General features: G+C 28.0%; 22 protein-coding genes. All 22 read right to left on the reverse strand.

All coding sequences use genetic code 11. The features are described 5' to 3' along the window. Window positions 1-307 precede the first annotated feature (307 nt). Window positions 308-1498, reverse strand: coding sequence for a SpoIVB peptidase (gene spoIVB / locus ABUA17_RS06830; RefSeq protein ID WP_042396778.1), 1191 nt, complete (start codon window positions 1496-1498; stop codon window positions 308-310). 183 nt (window positions 1499-1681) lie between these two features. Beyond that, entirely contained in the window at window positions 1682-3376 is a 1695-nt protein-coding gene (gene recN / locus ABUA17_RS06835) for a DNA repair protein RecN (RefSeq protein ID WP_042396776.1), read from the reverse strand. Between the two features lie 20 nt (window positions 3377-3396). Then, window positions 3397-3846 carry an arginine repressor gene (locus ABUA17_RS06840; RefSeq protein ID WP_042396774.1) on the reverse strand — a complete coding sequence of 150 codons (450 nt, stop codon included), beginning with the start codon at window positions 3844-3846 and terminating at the stop codon, window positions 3397-3399. Window positions 3847-3883: 37 nt separating this feature from the next. Next, a complete protein-coding gene (locus tag ABUA17_RS06845) occupies window positions 3884-4714 on the reverse strand; it encodes an NAD(+)/NADH kinase (protein ID WP_042396772.1) in 831 nt (276 codons plus the stop codon). Between the two features lie 42 nt (window positions 4715-4756). Then, window positions 4757-5566, reverse strand: coding sequence for a TlyA family RNA methyltransferase (locus ABUA17_RS06850; RefSeq protein WP_042396769.1), 810 nt, complete (start codon window positions 5564-5566; stop codon window positions 4757-4759). An 11-nt stretch (window positions 5567-5577) separates the two neighbouring features. Beyond that, window positions 5578-7437, reverse strand: a complete 1860-nt coding sequence (dxs, locus tag ABUA17_RS06855) for a 1-deoxy-D-xylulose-5-phosphate synthase (RefSeq protein WP_042396767.1) — start codon at window positions 7435-7437, stop codon at window positions 5578-5580. Between the two features lie 17 nt (window positions 7438-7454). Beyond that, on the reverse strand, window positions 7455-8324 hold the full coding sequence (locus ABUA17_RS06860; RefSeq protein ID WP_042396766.1) for a polyprenyl synthetase family protein: 870 nt from the start codon (window positions 8322-8324) through the stop codon (window positions 7455-7457). Then, window positions 8314-8529, reverse strand: a complete 216-nt coding sequence (gene xseB, locus ABUA17_RS06865) for an exodeoxyribonuclease VII small subunit (protein ID WP_042396764.1) — start codon at window positions 8527-8529, stop codon at window positions 8314-8316. The genes ABUA17_RS06860 and xseB overlap by 11 nt, the downstream gene beginning before the upstream one ends. Further along, complete coding sequence (xseA, locus tag ABUA17_RS06870) at window positions 8507-9742, reverse strand: exodeoxyribonuclease VII large subunit (protein ID WP_042396762.1); 1236 nt, start codon at window positions 9740-9742, stop codon at window positions 8507-8509. Before xseA ends, xseB begins: the two co-directional genes overlap by 23 nt. Then, on the reverse strand, window positions 9732-10580 hold the full coding sequence (locus ABUA17_RS06875; protein WP_042396761.1) for a bifunctional 5,10-methylenetetrahydrofolate dehydrogenase/5,10-methenyltetrahydrofolate cyclohydrolase: 849 nt from the start codon (window positions 10578-10580) through the stop codon (window positions 9732-9734). The genes xseA and ABUA17_RS06875 overlap by 11 nt, the downstream gene beginning before the upstream one ends. Before the next feature lie 25 nt (window positions 10581-10605). Next, window positions 10606-11013 (reverse strand): transcription antitermination factor NusB, encoded by a 408-nt coding sequence (gene nusB, locus ABUA17_RS06880; protein WP_042396758.1) that lies wholly within the window; start codon window positions 11011-11013, stop codon window positions 10606-10608. Between the two features lie 317 nt (window positions 11014-11330). Further along, entirely contained in the window at window positions 11331-11723 is a 393-nt protein-coding gene (locus ABUA17_RS06885) for an Asp23/Gls24 family envelope stress response protein (RefSeq protein ID WP_042396755.1), read from the reverse strand. A gap of 84 nt (window positions 11724-11807) precedes the next feature. Further along, window positions 11808-12338, reverse strand: a complete 531-nt coding sequence (locus ABUA17_RS06890) for a SpoIIIAH-like family protein (RefSeq protein WP_042396752.1) — start codon at window positions 12336-12338, stop codon at window positions 11808-11810. A 39-nt stretch (window positions 12339-12377) separates the two neighbouring features. Continuing rightward, entirely contained in the window at window positions 12378-12989 is a 612-nt protein-coding gene (gene spoIIIAG / locus ABUA17_RS06895; protein ID WP_042396750.1) for a stage III sporulation protein AG, read from the reverse strand. Between the two features lie 5 nt (window positions 12990-12994). Beyond that, entirely contained in the window at window positions 12995-13582 is a 588-nt protein-coding gene (spoIIIAF, locus tag ABUA17_RS06900) for a stage III sporulation protein AF (protein ID WP_042396745.1), read from the reverse strand. Between the two features lie 4 nt (window positions 13583-13586). Further along, window positions 13587-14786, reverse strand: coding sequence for a stage III sporulation protein AE (gene spoIIIAE / locus ABUA17_RS06905; protein WP_055275713.1), 1200 nt, complete (start codon window positions 14784-14786; stop codon window positions 13587-13589). 8 nt (window positions 14787-14794) lie between these two features. After that, on the reverse strand, window positions 14795-15178 hold the full coding sequence (gene spoIIIAD / locus ABUA17_RS06910; RefSeq protein ID WP_042396738.1) for a stage III sporulation protein AD: 384 nt from the start codon (window positions 15176-15178) through the stop codon (window positions 14795-14797). Between the two features lie 9 nt (window positions 15179-15187). Further along, on the reverse strand, window positions 15188-15385 hold the full coding sequence (gene spoIIIAC, locus ABUA17_RS06915; protein WP_042396735.1) for a stage III sporulation protein AC: 198 nt from the start codon (window positions 15383-15385) through the stop codon (window positions 15188-15190). Between the two features lie 18 nt (window positions 15386-15403). Next, window positions 15404-15922, reverse strand: coding sequence for a stage III sporulation protein SpoIIIAB (gene spoIIIAB / locus ABUA17_RS06920; RefSeq protein ID WP_195951054.1), 519 nt, complete (start codon window positions 15920-15922; stop codon window positions 15404-15406). Further along, a complete protein-coding gene (gene spoIIIAA / locus ABUA17_RS06925) occupies window positions 15907-16830 on the reverse strand; it encodes a stage III sporulation protein AA (RefSeq protein ID WP_042396730.1) in 924 nt (307 codons plus the stop codon). Before spoIIIAA ends, spoIIIAB begins: the two co-directional genes overlap by 16 nt. Before the next feature lie 263 nt (window positions 16831-17093). After that, entirely contained in the window at window positions 17094-17459 is a 366-nt protein-coding gene (locus ABUA17_RS06930; protein WP_042396727.1) for a CD1247 N-terminal domain-containing protein, read from the reverse strand. Between the two features lie 111 nt (window positions 17460-17570). After that, window positions 17571-18128: an elongation factor P gene (gene efp / locus ABUA17_RS06935; protein WP_042396725.1), complete on the reverse strand. Its 558-nt coding sequence runs from the start codon at window positions 18126-18128 to the stop codon at window positions 17571-17573. Window positions 18129-18136 lie beyond the last annotated feature (8 nt).

An 18136-nucleotide genomic window follows, 5' to 3' on the forward strand; every position in this document is an offset into this window, starting at 1 on the left:
TTTCTCTCCCTTTCTACCCATCATAATAGTATTTTTTTTAAATTTAAAACTTAAAATAACATTAAAACTTAAATTAGTTTATTTTCTAAAACTTCTAATTCAGTTATATTTACATGCTTTTTAACTCCATTGATTGTATTATAACATAAAATTTAAAAATATAATAGGGGTTTTGACATTATTTTGAAATTTTTTTATAAAAATGTTGTAGTTTTTTTTGTAAAATAATATATTAATCTTAAAATCGTAAGATATAGTATCATTCTTTAAAAATACTATATCTTACGATTGCATTTTTCAACTTTATTTATTCTATAATCCCTGCTTCTTCAAGCATCCATTCTATATATATACCATATCCTATATCTGGCTTATTAATAAGTACATGAGTTACAGCACCTACAATTTTATCATTTTGTATTATTGGACTTCCACTCATTCCTTGAACTATTCCACCAGTTTTACTTAATAACTCTTCATCAGTTACTCTTATTATCATACTCTTTGGTCCACTCTTATCTTGTTGGAGTAACTTAACTATTTCAATATCATATTCTTTTGGTCCTTCATCATCAATTGTAGTTATTATTGTAGCTGGACCTTCAACCACTTCATTTCTAAAACCAACTGACATTGGTTCACTAAATTTAGGATTTATTAATGGTTCATATGAATTTCCAAAAATCCCTGAAGTAGAATTATTTTTTATTTCTCCTATAGAATTCTTTTCATTTACAAATAATCCTCTTAATTCTCCTGGTACTCCTTTTTCACCTTTTCTAACACTTAAAATTGATGCTGATAAAAGATCTCCATCTTTAATTGTAAATGTAGTATTAGTATCACCATCTGTTATAGGATGACCTAAAGCACCAAAAGTTTCACTATCTTCATGATAGAAAGTTAATGTTCCTATACCAGCTGTAGAATCTCTGACCCACAAGCCTAATTTGTAGTCTTCTCCTTCTTTCACTAATTCAATATCTTTATTGAATTTACAACCTTCACGGATAAATTCTACATTAACAGTACTAGAATTTGCTTCTTTAATTAAAGTGATCAATTGCTTTGAACTTTCAACATCTTTTCCATTTACCTTTAATAAAACATCTCCTAATTGTATTCCTGCTGCTTTTGCTGGACTTAATTCATTTCCATCTCTAGTATCTACATCTGAAAAACCTACTACTAATACACCTTCTGTTGATAATTTTATACCTACACTTGTTCCTCCAGGATATAATTTAATATCCTCTAATTTTTGTACTGCCACTGATTTTATTGGAATAAGACCAAGGAAATCAATATTAACTTTATCTTTAGTTAATTTAACAGTATTTAATACACCTTGGTTATGTACAGAAATATCTGACACTTCGGTACTATCATTAATGTATATTTTTTCTGGCAGTTGCGAAACACTTAAATATGCTACTAATGCCAAAATAGCTATTGGAGCAGTAATTATACTAAAATACTTTAATATTTTTTTAATCATTTTATCTCCTCCTTGCCTTCTGACATTAATTTTCCCGCTATACTATCTTTATATGCTGTAATAACTCTGTTAACATAGTTAAAAATTTATATTTAAATACATTTTATATAAAAAAAATAAAACCATGATAAATTACCATGATTTTATTGTTTGCAGTATTTCAAAGCCTTATGTATATAAAAGCTAATTATTTTTCATCTCTTTCTTTTTTATTTCAGCAAATTTCACCATTTCTGATGCATTTTCGATAGTAACATCACTAATTTCATCTCCACCAACCATTTTAGCAATTTCCCTAATTTTATCATCTCTATTTAACATTCTAATTCCAGTAAATGTTTTTCCATTTAATACTTCCTTAGAAACAAAGTAATGATTATCTGAAAGTGCTGCAATTTGTGGTAAATGTGTAATACATAAAACTTGGTGTTTTATTGATACTTCGTACATTTTTTCACCAACACGTTTTCCTATAGTTCCACTTATACCAGTATCTATTTCGTCAAAAATTAATGTAGGAATTTTATCCTTATCTACAAAAACACATTTTAAAGCTAACATTATTCTTGAAAGCTCACCACCAGATAGTACTTTCTCTAATGGCTTTAATGGTTCTCCTGGATTTGCAGAAACTAAAAATTGTACTTCATCATATCCTCTACTATTCATATTTTCAGTTAAAAGAACTTCTATTTTAATTATAGCTTTTTCAAGCCCAACATAAGACAATTCTTTTTTTATGTTAACTTCTAATATTTCACTTGCTTCAACTCTTAAATTATGAAGTTTTTCACCTATAACCTTCATTTTTTCTTCAAGTTTTCTTTGCTCTTCTTTTAATTTGTTAATTATTTCTTCACTATTAACTAATTCATTATATTTTTCTTTTAAATTTTTTAAATTTTCTAGGATTTCTCTTATTGAATTTCCATATTTCTTTTTATAAATTCCTATACTATAAATTCTTTCATTTATTTGTGCTAATCTATCTTCGTCATAAGTTATTTCACTACCAATATCACGAATTTCTCTTGTTACTTCTTCTAAATTATAAAATGCTTCTTCAATTTGATTTTTCTTTTCTTTAATTACTTCTGAAACATTTTCTACTAATGATAATTCCGATATAACCTTTGATAGTCCTTCTAATACAGAAATTCCATCATTAGATGAATTTAAATACCCATATGATTTAACTAAGCTATTAGAAATTTTTTCAGCATTTGAAAGCATATTGAATTCATCTTTAAGATCCTCTTCTTCATTAATTTTTAGATTAGCTTTTTCTATATCTTCAATTTGGAACTTAATATAGTCTGCTAATTTTTCTCTATCTTCATTACCTTTTAACTCGTTTATCTTTTCAATATTTTCTATATATACATGTCTTAACTCTTCAAATTCACTAAGTAAATCTTTTATTTTTTCATGATAAAATTCATCTACATATAGAATATGAGTTCCTCTATTAAGTAAATTTTGATTTTGATGCTGGCCATGGATATCTAAAAGTTTTTCTCTAATCCTTTTTAATTGAGATAAAACAATACTTCTATTGTTAACTTTAATAATGCTTTTACCATTTAGAGTTGTTTCTCTTCTAATAATAAGCATTTCATCTCTATCTATAGATAATTCATCTAATACTTCATAAACTTCATCATTTTCTATAGAAAAAACAGCTTCAACAATTGTTTTATCTTCACCATATCTTATTTGATCTTTAGAAAACTTTCCACCTAATACATAATCTATAGTATCAATAAGAATTGATTTACCTGCACCGGTTTCTCCTGATAATATATTGAATCCCGCACCAAACTCTACCGATAACTCTTGAATTAACGCGAAATTTTTAATATTTAATTCAACTAGCATTATACCCCACCTTTAAATAATTAAGAAATCATCTTTCTTATCTTAGAAATAAGTTCTAAAGCCTTTTCATCAGTTCTTACTAAAACAAAAATTGTATTATCTCCTGCAATAGTACCAGCAACATCGTTAGTATATAAACTATCTATAGCTTCTGCTGCTGCTGATGCTGCACCTGTTAAAGTTTTTACAACAACAAACTTATCAACTTGCTCTGCAGAAATTGCAGCATTTTTTAATATGCTATATAATTTATCATTTATACCTCTTTCCTCTTTTGTTGGTGCACTATATTTATATTTACCATTTTCACTTTGCATCTTAACAAGCTTTAATAATTTTATATCTCTTGATACTGTTGCTTGTGTTACATCATATCCAGATTTCTTAAGTGCTTCTGCTAACTCTTCTTGTGTTTCTATATCATTATTATTAATAATATCTAAAATTTGATTGTGTCTTTTGGACTTCAAATTAATCACCTTCTCCATCTGTAATTCTTTTCTTTTTTTAATTATCTAATATTTTTTGTCTTAAAACATTAAAATAATCATAGTTATCAAATAACATAATTTTTGCTAAATAATCAGATTTTTTTATTATTATGGATGTATTATCATTAATTTGTTTAGCTTCTTGTCCATCAAAGGTTAAATAAATTTCTCCATTATAATTTTCTGCTTTTATAAGTATTTCACTACTACTTTTTAAAACTATAGGTTGCATTCCCCTTGTATGTGGACAAATAGGAGTCAATGTAATTACATCTACATCAGGATAAATAAATGGTCCTCCTGCTGAAAATGAATATCCAGTTGATCCAGTAGGAGTTGCAATTATTATTCCATCACCTTTAAATCTATAATAAAGCTTATTATCGATAAACACTTCAAATTTAACCATTCTTGATAATGTACCTCTTGCAATAACTACATCATTTAAAGCTTTACCTTTTTCATTATTTTCATCATTTAACATTGTACATTCTAAAAGGATTCTATTTTGAATAGTATAGTGTCCATTTTTTATCTTATTTAAAGCTTCGCCAAAATCCTGTATTTCTATACTAGATAAAAAACCTAAATTTCCAATATTCACTCCTAAGATTGGTACATCATATCTTCCATTTATATCTCTAGCTATACCTAGTAATGTACCGTCTCCCCCTAAAACTATTAGCAAATCAAGTTTATTATCAAATTTATATTTACTCATCTCATAACTATTTAATACAGTAATTTTTGAATATTTAAACACCTTTGTAATTTCCTCTATAACTAAAGATAATATCTTACCATCTTTATCTTTTGAAGGATTTAATGCTACTATAATATTTTTCATATTAACTCCTTTTATTATTTGCTATATACCTATAGCCAGCATTTATAGCTGGCTATGTGATTCTCTTACTACATCATCAATTTGACTTAGTTCAAAAGTGCCTTCTTTTTCTTTATCTTTTGTAAAGTAAACTAAATATTCTCTATTACCTTCTGGCCCTTTAATTGGTGAGAAACTTAATCCTAAAACATTAAAGTCATTTTCAATTAAGAAGTTTACAATTTTATTTACAACCTCTAAATGAACTTCTATGTCTCTTACAACACCTTTTTTCCCTACCTTTTCTCTTCCAGCTTCAAACTGTGGTTTTATTAGTGCAACAACTTCACCTTTGTCACCTAAAAGATTTTTAACTGCAGGCATTATTGTTCTTAATGAAATAAATGATACATCTATTGATGCAAAATCTAATGGCACACCAATATCTTCTGGAGTTACATATCTTATATTTGTTCTCTCCATGCAAACAACTCTTTCATCTGTTCTTAACTTCCAAGCAAACTGTCCATAACCAACATCTACTGAAAATACTTTACTTGCATGATTTTGAAGCATACAATCTGTAAATCCTCCTGTTGAAGCACCTATATCCATACATACTTTATTAGTAAGATCTATTCCAAAAGTATTCATTGCTTTTTCTAATTTTAATCCACCACGGCTTACGTACTTAAGTTCTTCACCCTTAAAAACTATATCTGCATCAACGCTTACTTTTTCTCCAGCCTTATCAACTCTCTGTCCATCAACAAATATAAGTCCTGCCATAATATTAGTTTTTGCTCTTTCTCTCGATGTACAAATACCTTTGTCAACTAATAATACATCTAATCTTTCTTTTTTTGATGCCATATTCTTCTCCTTTATTTCATAACGTTTATAACGCACTTTTCTATTGATTCTGGATCTAACTCCGCATCCCTATATAATAACTCCACATCTCCATGTGGAACAAAACTATCACCATATCCTAAAGCTTTAAACTTACCTTTAAAATCAAGTTTGCTTAATTCCATTAAAACATAGCTTCCAAAACCGCCATTTATAGCATTGTCTTCAATTGTGATAATATCATATCCTTGAGTAGACAATTCTTTTAACATTTCTGTATCTATCGGTTTAACGAAAGTAGCTCCTATTACTGTTGGATTTATTCCTTTATCCTTTAATGAATCTGAAGCTATCATTGCATGTTGAACCATTTTACCAACAGCAATTATTGCAATTTTATCACCGCTTATTATTTTTTCCCATTTTCCATATTTTATTTCAGTTATAGGATTAATATCTTTAACACAATCAGCACCTCTTGGATATCTTATTGCTATTGGACTGTTTTGATTTAATGCCCATTTAAGCATTAAAGGTAACTCCTCTAAATGTTTTGGTGCTAAAATTGTCATATTAGGTATAGCAGATAAATATGATAAATCAAAAACTCCTTGATGAGTTTCACCATCATCTCCTACAATACCGGCTCTATCAATTGCAAATACTACAGGTAAATTTTGAATACACACATCATGAACTATTTGATCATAGCCCCTTTGTAAAAATGTTGAGTACACTGCAAAAACTGGTCTTAAACCTGCAGATGCCATACCTGCAGCAAGTGTAACTGCATGTTGCTCTGCTATTCCTACATCAAAAAATCTATCCTTATATTCTTTTGCAAACTCTTTTAAGCCTGTACCATCAGGCATGGCTGCAGTAATTGCAACTATATCACTATTACTTTTTGCAAGCTCTATCATTGTATCTCCAAATACTTTTGAATATGTCTTTTTTGAAGGCATAAATGCTTCTCCACTTTCTAAATCAAAAGGAGAAACTCCATGAAATTTATTTGGATTTTGTTCAGCATACTCATAACCTTTACCTTTTTGGGTAATAGTATGAATTATAACTGGACCTTTTATTTGCTTTGCTTTAGTAAATACATCATTCATTAATTCTATATTATGCCCATCTATAGGTCCAATATATTTAACTCCCATGTTTTCAAATAACATTGGTGGAACTAATAAATGTTTAATACTATCTTTAACTCTATGTAAACACTCAACTACAGTTTTTCCTGCATCACTATGGCTAAGTGTACTATTAATATCTTCTTTTAGCTTATTATATCCTGGGCCTACTCTAAGTTTATTTAAATGATCTGAAAGACCACCTACATTTTTAGAAATAGACATTTGATTATCATTTAGAACTATAATAATATTTGTTTTATTAAATCCAACATCATCAAGGGCTTCTAATGCCATTCCTCCAGTTAATGCACCATCGCCAATAACTGCAATAACATTGAAGTTTTCTTTTTTTATATCTCTAGCTCTTGCTATTCCTAAAGCTGCTGAAATTGAAGTACTACTATGCCCAACTCCAAATGCATCGTATTTGCTTTCACTAATTTTAGGGAATCCACAAAGACCTTTATATTTTCTTAATGTATCAAATTTATCTTTTCTTCCTGTTAATATTTTATGCACATAACTTTGATGTCCAACATCCCATACTATTTTATCTTCTTCAAAATTAAAGCTCTTATATAAACTAAGCGTTAACTCTACTACACCTAAATTTGAAGATAAATGTCCTCCAGTTTTTGATACCTTATCTATTAAAAAGCTTCTTATTTCATTACTAAGCTCATATAACTCTTTATCAGTCAAGGCATGAACATCTGTTGGTGAATTTATATCCTCTAATAGTTTTGACATAATTACCATTCCTTTGTTTAGTTTTCTCTATCCAAAAGTTCCTTAGTTAAAATTTTTAAAGCTTCCGTATTTACAGATAAGCTATCTAGTATATTAATACTTTCATTAGTTAGTCTTTCGCATTCCTTAATACAATAATCCAAACCATGCATACTTATGAAATTAGTCTTATCATTTTCTTCATCACTTAAAACTTTTTTGCCTAGTTTTTCAGTATTACCAATAACATCTAATATATCATCTTTAATTTGAAATGCTAAACCTAAATTTTCCCCGAACTTTTCTAATAATTCAATTTCTTCTTCTGATGCATTACCAAGTATTGCACCAGCTACTATTGAAACTTTAATAAGTGCGCCTGTCTTTTTCATATGCATATATCTAAGCTCTTCTTCACTTATCTTTTTTCCTTCGTTTATTATATCAACGACTTGACCACCAATCATTCCTTCTGCACCCGCAGCTTCTGCTATCTTTTGAGATGCCACTAATGCCTCTCTACCATGATTTAATGAAAATTTCATCATTACATTCATTGCTTCATTCAATAAAGCATCTCCTGCTAATACAGCAATATCCTCACCATATACCTTATGATTGGTTGGCTTTCCTCTTCTTAAATCATCATTATCCATACAAGGTAAATCATCATGAATTAATGAATATGTATGAATCATTTCTATTGCACTAGAGAATTCTAATATTTCTCTCCAATTTTCTTTATACATATTATAAGTTAGCAACATAAGTAAAGGTCTGATTCTTTTTCCACCAATATTAAGACTATAACTAGCTGAATCATAAATTACTTTATTAAAACTACCTTTATTTTCAAAATAATTTAATAGAAAAGTATTAACTTCCTTTTTCATTTCACTAAACATCATTTTCCCTCACAACTTCAGAATTTTCTTTAATAGTTAGAAATTTCCCTTCTAAAGTATCTAGGGTTTTATATAGTTTATTTACTATTTTGCTTCCTTTTTCATATTCCTTCATAGCTTCTTCTAAACTTAATTCATCATTTTCTAAAGTTGATAAAATGCCTTCTAAGTTTTCTAGCATCTCATTATAACTTTCCTTCTTGGCCATGACAATTTCCCCCTTTTTCTATTGGAACAAAATTCCCTATAACGTATCCATCTTCCATAGAAATTTTAATTTCTTTATCTTCACTAAAGAAATCTTTACTTTTTATTATCTTTCCATTTTCATCTTCTATTATAGCATATCCTTTTCTTAATATATTTATTGGATTATGAGCATTTAATACATTATTAAGTGAAAATATTTTTTCTTTATTGCTCTTTATTTTAAATGCTATAATTTTTTCTATTTTTTCTTTTAAATTATCTATTTCTATATATGCATTAGCTATTTTGCTACTTGGTGAATTTAAACTTAAAACTTTTTCTAAATTCATAAGTTTTCTTTTTTCACTAGATAATTTACTATCTATAATAAAGTTTAATTTATTTTCAAATTCATTAATTTCCCTATATAATTCTCTTTCTAAAGGTACAACTACCTCTGCTGCTTGTGAAGGTGTAGCAGCTCTAAAATCTGATACAAAATCAGATATTGTAAAATCTACCTCATGACCTACTGCTGAAACTATAGGTAAATTTGATTTATGGATTGCATAAGCTAAGGCTTCTTCATTGAAATTCCATAATTCTTCAAGCGATCCTCCGCCTCTTCCTATGATTATAACTTCTACACTCTTAGTCTTATTAAAATATTCAATCCCATCAATTACAGTTTTATAAGCCCCTTCTCCTTGCACTAATGCTGGATAAAGAACAATATCTACTTTACTATTTCTTCTTCGTATAACATTTATTATATCACATATAGCTGCACCAGTTTCTGATGTAACTACTCCGATTCTATAAGGATTTTTAGGAAGGGGTTTTTTAAGTTCTTCATCAAAATACCCCTCCCTACTTAATTTTTCTTTTAGCTTTTCAAACTTTATGTGAAGCTCACCTAGTCCTTCTTGTTCAATTCTATCACAGTATAACTGAAAAGTTCCATTAGCAGAGTAAACAGAAGCTCTACCAGAAACTATTACAGCCATACCTTCTTTAAGAACAAAATCTAAATCATAGCTTTTGCTTTTGAACATAATACAGTTAATTTTGCTATTATCATCTTTTAATGAAAAATAAATATGACCACTTGAGTGATATTTTAAATTAGAAATTTCTCCCCTAACTGAAAGATTATTTAATATAAAATCATTATCTAATATTTTTTTTATATAATTATTAACTTCAGATACCGTTAAGGTTTTAATCTTCATACTTTTCTATAGCCTCACATGCATTTTTCATAAGTAAGGTAGTAGTAAGCGCGCCTACACCGCCAGGAACTGGAGTAACAAATGAAGCTACATCAATAACTTTATCAAAATCTACATCCCCTGTAATCTTTCCTTCAACAGAGTTTGTTCCTACGTCTATTACTATAGCTCCATCTTTTACAAAGCTTTCATCTACAAACTTTGCCTTTCCAATTGCAACAACTAAAATGTCTGCTCTTTTACATACTTCCCTTAAATTTTTAGTTCTTGAATGGCACATTGTTACTGTACAATTTTCCTTAAGTAATAATGCTCCAGCTGGCTTACCAACAATATTACTTCTTCCAATAACAACAACTTCCATACCTTCTAAATTAATATTTAAGCTTTTTAAAATTGTTAATACCGATTTAGGCGTACATGGCATAAAAGTATCTTCTCCCATATATAGCTTTCCTTGATTAACAAATGTTAAACAATCAACATCCTTCTTAGGAGATATAGCTGATATAACTTTCTTTTCATCTATATGTTTTGGTAATGGTAATTGAAGAATTATTCCACTAACAGTATTATCATTATTTAATTTATCTATCTTATTAATTAATTCTTCTTCTGTTACTTCTTCATTTAAATGAACTTTTTCAAATTCCATTCCTAATGATGTTGCTACCTTTTCTTGATTATTTAAATAAAATAAAGATCCTCCATCATTTCCAACTAATATAGATGCTACCTTAGGAACATTTAAATTGTTTTCTTTTCTCTTATTTACAAACTCTTTAATTTCCTCTTTTATTTCTAAAGCTATTTCTTTGCCATCTATTCTTTTACCCATTTTTGCCCCTCCAGTTTATTAATTATTACTCTAAAGTTTTTAATACTTTATCTAAAACTCCATTTACGAAAGATGTACTCTTTTCATCTGAATACTTTTTAGTTAATTCTACAGCTTCGTTAATTGCTACACTACCTGGTACATCGTCAACAAATAACATTTCACCTACAGCTAATCTTAATATTGTTAAATTAACTTTTGAAACTCTATCTAATTTCCAGTTCACTAACGCATTAACTATTCTGCTATCAATATCTTCTAAATTGTCAGTAACAACTTTTACAACATTTTTTATGTAATCAACATCTATAGTTTTTAAATCCATTTCATAATCTTCTATGAATGTTTCTATTGTTTCCTCGTAAGTATTTTTACTTAATTCCATACTAAAAAGCAGTTCCATTGCTTTTTCTCTTGATTTTTGTCTTTTCATAACTTCCTCCTAGGTATATATAATATACATAATCTTCTTATCTGTATTATAAGCTTATATTACATTAATTAAACATATGTATATTACAATATTATCTTATTTCTGTCTAGAAAAATAATACTTTCATACTTCATTTTTTTTTATTTTTAATAAATAATTTAATATTTTTTATTATTATATCACATGTTTTTTTGTAATACTTCTTCCATAAAGTAAAATTCAAATTTTACTTTTTAATTGAACTTAATCATCTACTGAAAGATATAATATTTCCTTATACATTGAGAAACCCTCTGAATATCAGAGGGTTTTTTTAACTATACTTCTTTTTCAGCTTCTGGTTGTTCTTGTTTTGGAACATATATGTTTTGAACATTAACATTAACTTTGTCAACTTTCAATCCAGTCATAGCTTCAACAGTTCTTTTAACATTTTCTTGAACTGATGCAACTACTTCAGGAATTCTCATTCCATATTCTACAGCTACATTTATTTCAATTGTAGCTTTATCTTCTTCTAATGTAACTTTTACGCTTTTACCACTAGAAGCTTTTTTTCCTTTTAAAATTTGTGATATGTTACTTGAAACCCCATGTGGAATTTCAACGATTCCTTTAATTTCATCAGCCGCTATTTCTGCTATAACACTTACAACCTCGTCAGAAATTTTAACAATTCCTATTGCAGATTCATTGTTTACATTTTCCATTCCCTAACCTCCTAAAGGTTTATCTTGTTAAACCTACTTTTACTTATGTTCATTATAACAAAAGAGTTATTACTTTACAATGCATTATTTCATTGATGTTATATCTACATCACTTAATGTAGTGATATCTTCTACTATCTTTTTAATTGTTGCAGCATCTTCTTCTGCTAAAACATCATCAACTTTTACATATACTTTAACAGTTCCATTATCATTAATCATACATAATGAATCTTCATACCCTTTATTTCTTATTTCAGATTCTACTCTGCTTTCTTGGTCTTTCATCTTAGCTTTGGCAACTAAAGCATTATTTGCAACATCTTTAGATTCTTGAGAAGCATTAGCATCTTCAGTAATAGCCTTCATATCATCAACATACTTATCGTCTTGTTGCTCTTTAGTTAATCTCATGCTATAGAAATATTCAGATGTACTTAATGTTTCTTCTGTTGAAGCCTCACTTTCATTAGTTTTATCTGTATTTTGTTTTAATACAGCTTCTAAACTTGTTGGATCATTTAATCCATTTTCATTTAATTTCATTGATAGAACTCCTACACATACTATCAAAGCCATTAGAGTAAAGATAATCCCAAATTGTTTTTTTGTCATTTTTAATTCCTCCCATATATTTTATATAACATTTATATGCTAGTTATTCATTGGATATACGTTAACTTGATCTAAACTTAAATTATATAAATTTGAAACTGCCTTTTGTATATTATATTTAACCTCACTGCTATTTGCGCCTTCTGCAACTATTAATACTCCTGTAATCGTTGGTTTATATGTTTTAGTTATAAATGGTTCACTTGTGCTAGAATCACTTTTCATAACCACAGTTGTACCTTCTGTCTCTTGCTTTGTAACTCTTGTACCTCCATTTGTATCCTCTTCTTGCGTCTCAGATGTTTGAGTACTTGAATTTGTTGCTGGCACTTGTATTTCTCCACTTTCAAAGTAAATATTAACTATTACTTCTCCTACTCCACTCATCTTAGAAAGTATTTTTTCTAGCTCTGCCTTTTGTTGATCTTCATAATTTAGTAATTCCTTAGATGTCATAAGTCCATCATCTGTAGATACTTCTTGTGCTCCTTGTGGCGTATCACTTCCTTTCGATATTCCAATATCATCTCCTAAAAAATTACTTACTGCCAACCATAGAAATATAATAGCTAATAAAACAATTAAACAATTAACAAACTTTTTATTTTGAAACATTTTGTTAATTTCTTTATTAAACTTATCTTTATCCATACTCTTTATCCTCCCATACTGTATAATTTTATTTTTTCTACTGGTATTTTAAATACTTCTGATAAATATTTTTTTATTTCTTCTTCATTTTCAATATTTTCTTCATTAGATACAGTTTCTTCACTTTCATCATTTATGTTAATTTTAATTTTATCTACAATTTTAATACCACTTTCTTTTACTCCTACCTCTAAACCATCTATACTGTATGTCATATCTTCTAAATTTATAGTACACTCTACATTTGATTTAAAATCCATATCTGAAAACTCTTCCTTCAGCATACTATCACAATTGCTATTTAAATTTTTTTTAAAAGATTCCTTTTGCGTTTCGCTTATATCCTCTGAAGTACTTTCACTAGTCATACCTTGTGTAAGCATATTTTCATAATTTTTGATTATTTTAACTACCTCTTGCTCCCCACCAGTAAAGAATTTAATTATTGGATTAATCATTACTGAAATTAATATTAATCCTAAAACAAATTTTATATATTTTTTCATTGAATTATCAGGGGCAATTATCTCTACAGCTGTCATAAAAATTATTGTTGCAACTAATGTAATAACAAAATTATTTAAATATTCCATTTCTCTATCCTCCTACAACAAACTTTCCAGCTGATATCATTATTGCTATAAGTACAAAAAACATTAAGCTTACACATAATACGCATGACATTATTAAGATTAATGATTCACCTGCTGCTGCAATTGAAGATGTAATTCTTTTATCAGTTATCGGCTCTAATAATGCGGCTGAAAGCTTAAATATAAGTGATGATAATACTATTTTTATTATTGGATATATAATTATTAAAATAATTACTATAAGTCCAATAGAGCCAATTGCATTTTTAATTATCAATGAATATCCAGCTACGGAAGATATAGCATCCGATAAGGATTTACCTACAATTGGGATAAAATTATCTATTGTAAATTTTGTAGTTTTTAATGTAACTGCATCTATTGTTGAAGAACTTATTCCTCTTATAGTTAAAACTCCAATAAATACTGTGATAATAAATCCTTGTATCCATACAGTAGACTTTTTAATAAGACCACATAAGTTAGATAACTTTGGTTCCGTAGAAATATTATTAGCAAATTGCAACACAAATGTAATTAATATTAAAGGTATAATTATATTTAAATAAATTTTAGGTATTAATATTGTTGCTCCTAAAATTATTGGATCCATTGTTGCCGCTTGTGTTAATCCTCCTGATGCAATTAGTAGTGCTGCTAATAATGGTAATACTTTATCCATGAATGTAGCTATTTGTACTATTACATCCTTAGCAAGCGATAAAGAAATAATAAATGTCTTTGATAGCAATATAATTAATATTGCATAACATGCAAAAAATGCTATCTGTGAAATTCCTTCACTTGAAAAAGAGGATTGTAAATTTTTAAACAATGAGCATATTATTCCAATTACTACAATTGAAAAAGCTAATGATAATACTGTTTTTACCTCTTTAAAAAACAAACTCACTACAGCGCTTATTACCGTTGAAACAGACAAATTTCCTTCTCCATTTTCAATATAACTTTGTATATATGAAACTGGATCTAATTCATTCATTAGTTCAACATCACTTTTCATCGTATTTATATAGTCATATAAATTATTTAATTTCGATTCTGTTTCTTCATCATTAATTAATGTTGTTGTAGTTTGATCTTCAGCATAAACTTCATTTTCTGTTGTAATAAAAAAACTACTTAAACTTAATACAAATGCACAAACAAAAATTAAAACTATCTTTAAAATATTGTTTTTCATTTTCTCACCTACAATATCTGAAGTATTGAATCTAATACAGCCATCAGTATTGGTATCGCTAATCCTAAAATCATTATTTTACCTGCAAACTCTACCTTACTTCCTATGCTACCTGCTCCTGAATCCTTACAAATCTCACTACAAAATGAGGTTATATATGCAATGGCTAAAATTTTAAGTACAATTCCTATATATACAGTATCTATATTAGCTTTATTTGCAATGTCATTTATAAAATCTATTACCTCTCCGAGCTGCCCTATCATATATAGAAAAATACCAGCCCCAGCTACAAGTATTACAAGTGGTCCTAAATCAGATTTAGTTTGTTTTAATAAAAGATATATAAATAATGCAGTAAAAGCAAAAAATGCAACTTTAATAATATCCATATAAGTCACCTAAAGACTGAACATAGTTCTAACAGTATCAAATAAATTTGAAATCATTCCAATTACAGTAATCAATATAATGACTATTCCTGCTAAATTTGCTAATACTGCTATTTCTCCCTTACCATTGTCCTTTAATATTTTCTCTATAACCATAAGCAAAACTCCCATTGCACCTATTTTAAATAACAAACTTACATCAAACATCCCTAAGCCTCTCCCCTTTTAGATAAAAAATATTGCTAACATAGCACCTATAGATAATCCCAACGTTCTATATAATTTAATATTTTCTTTTTCTAACTTTTTAGCTTCCTTATAATTAATATCTATATTATCTAAAGCTAAGCTGAAAATTCTTTCTTGACCCGTTACTCCGCTATTACCTAATGTCTTAAAGAAATCATTTATGATTTTATAATCATCTTTATTTAAACTTATATTATCCTTATTTTTTTCATAAGCTATTTCAAAACTTTCATATACACTACTAATATTGCCTTCCTCTAATATGGAAGACATTTCAATAAATATAAAAGAAATAGGCTCTGAAACTTTGTTTCCAATTTCAAATAAGGCATTTGGCAATGGTGTATTGGAATATAGTATTTCATTATTTAAAAGCAATAATGCCTTTTGCATTTCCTTTAAATGAATACTTCTTCTTTTGTAATTTTCTCCTATAAAATAACCTATAAAGGTACATATTAGAAACATTAAAAATATCATTATATTTCTAAGCATTGTAATCCCCTTTCTCTACTGACCTTATATACTTTTTCTATAGTTCCAGCCCCCTTCCTATTACTTAGTAATATAATTCTCTCTAATATGCAATTATCAATTAAATCCTTAAATACAGCCCTTCCATAAACATCAGCAATATCATATCCATGAACTGTTACTATTACATTCACTCCTGAATTAAATGCCATGTTTAAAGCTTCTAAATCTCCCTTTGTTCCAATTTCATCGCAAATTAAAACTTCAGGTGATAAACTTCTTATTGCCATAATCATTCCTGACTTCTTTAAACAATTATCTAAAATATCAGTTCTTATCCCGACGTTCATTTGTGGTACACCATTATAACAAGCTGCTATTTCACTTCTTTCATCTACAATCGTTACTTTTTTACCAGATAAATTTATCTTGTACATTCCATTTGATATATTCTTTGCTATGTCTCGTAAGATTGTTGTTTTCCCACACTTAGGTGGTGAAACAATTAACGTATTATATACTCTATTATTGTTAGTTATTAAATTCATTATCTTGTTAGAAGAACCTATTATTTCTCTACAAATTCTTATATTTAAAGATGAAATATTTTTAATAGTCCTAACTTCTCCATTTGATATAACACACTCTCCTGCTAATCCAACTCTATGTCCACCCTTTAAAGTAATATATCCTTGCTTTATCTCCTCTTCAAAAGCATATAAAGAGTAATTCGATACCTTAGCCATCATAAACTTCAAATCTTCACTAGTTGTCCTATAATCAAGCACCTTTTCTCCATATGATAAATTTAATATTACTGGCTTTCCGCTTTTAATTCGTATTTCCTGTACGGCATCTTCTTGTAAATATTGCTTTACTATATTACTAATCTCTTTGGGAAGTATTTTGTAAATCTCATCATATTCCATAAACTCACTTCCTTAATTATCTTTCTCTTTAATTTTTATTTCACATAATAGATAATTATTCATACTATAAAAAAATATGTAAAATATTTATTTTATAACTATATAATTTACAAATTTTAATACTATGTAAAATAACTCCCTCTTTAAAATATATTTAGTTATTATCATATAAATGCTTTTAAATAGAAAAAAAGCATAGACTATTGCAAATTTAATTGCATTAGTCTATGCTTTCACTTTAATATGTATAAAATAATTATTTATCACTCTCTTGCCTTTCCTCCACAGAATGGACAAGGAATACTAGAATTATTATTTAAAGCTTGTTGTTCAACAAAAAGTGGTTTATCACAATTGTCGCATTTAATCTCTACATATTCATCTTCAATAGAATTTAAATCATCAAATGAAACCTCTTCAAAAAGTTCATCTTGAATATCAGTTAAATCATTGTCAATATACTCAATATTCTCTTCTAAGTAATCTTGCTTTAATGATATTTCTTCAATCTTAGAAGATAAATCACTTAAAATATCACTTACAGAATCAAATAACTCTTTATATTGTTCTTCTTTGATACCTTCTATTTTTTCTTTAAGATTATTTATCTTATTATTTATATCTTTCATACTTTCACTTCCTTCGAAGAAATACTTTACTTATTACTAATTATACCCATTTTTGCTTTTTTTAAATAAAACAAATGCTAAGTTTTTAAACCTAGCATTTACTTTTAAATATTAAACTCTTTCCATGTATTCGCCAGTTCTAGTGTCAACTCTGATAGTGTCACCTTCATTAACGAACATTGGTACGTTAACAACAGCTCCTGTTTCTAATGTAGCTGGTTTCATAGCGTTTGTAGCTGTGTTTCCTTTTACTCCTGGATCTGCTTGAGTGATTAATAATTCAACAAAGTTTGGTGCTTCAACTGAGAATGCATCACCTTTGTAGAACTTAATTACAGCAAACATGTTTTCTTTTATGAACTTTATAGCATCTTCTACTTTTTCGTAGTTTAATGGAATTTGCTCATAAGTTTCTTGATCCATGAAGTAGTATAATTCTCCATCAGAATAAAGGTATTGCATTTCTTTTCTTTCAATTACAGCTTCTTGTAATTTAGTTGTTGGGTTGAAAGTTGTATCTGTAACTCCACCAGAAATAACGTTTCTTAGCTTAGTTCTAACGAAAGCAGCTCCCTTACCTGGTTTAACGTGTAGGAAGTCTATAACTGTATACACTTGTCCTTCATACTCAAAAGTTGTACCTTTTCTTAAATCTCCTGCTGATATCATAAAAAAAT

This window comes from Clostridium sp. RTP31139st1_H3_RTP31139_211217 (genome assembly GCF_040227035.1).
Lineage (GTDB): Bacteria > Bacillota > Clostridia > Clostridiales > Clostridiaceae > Clostridium > Clostridium saudiense.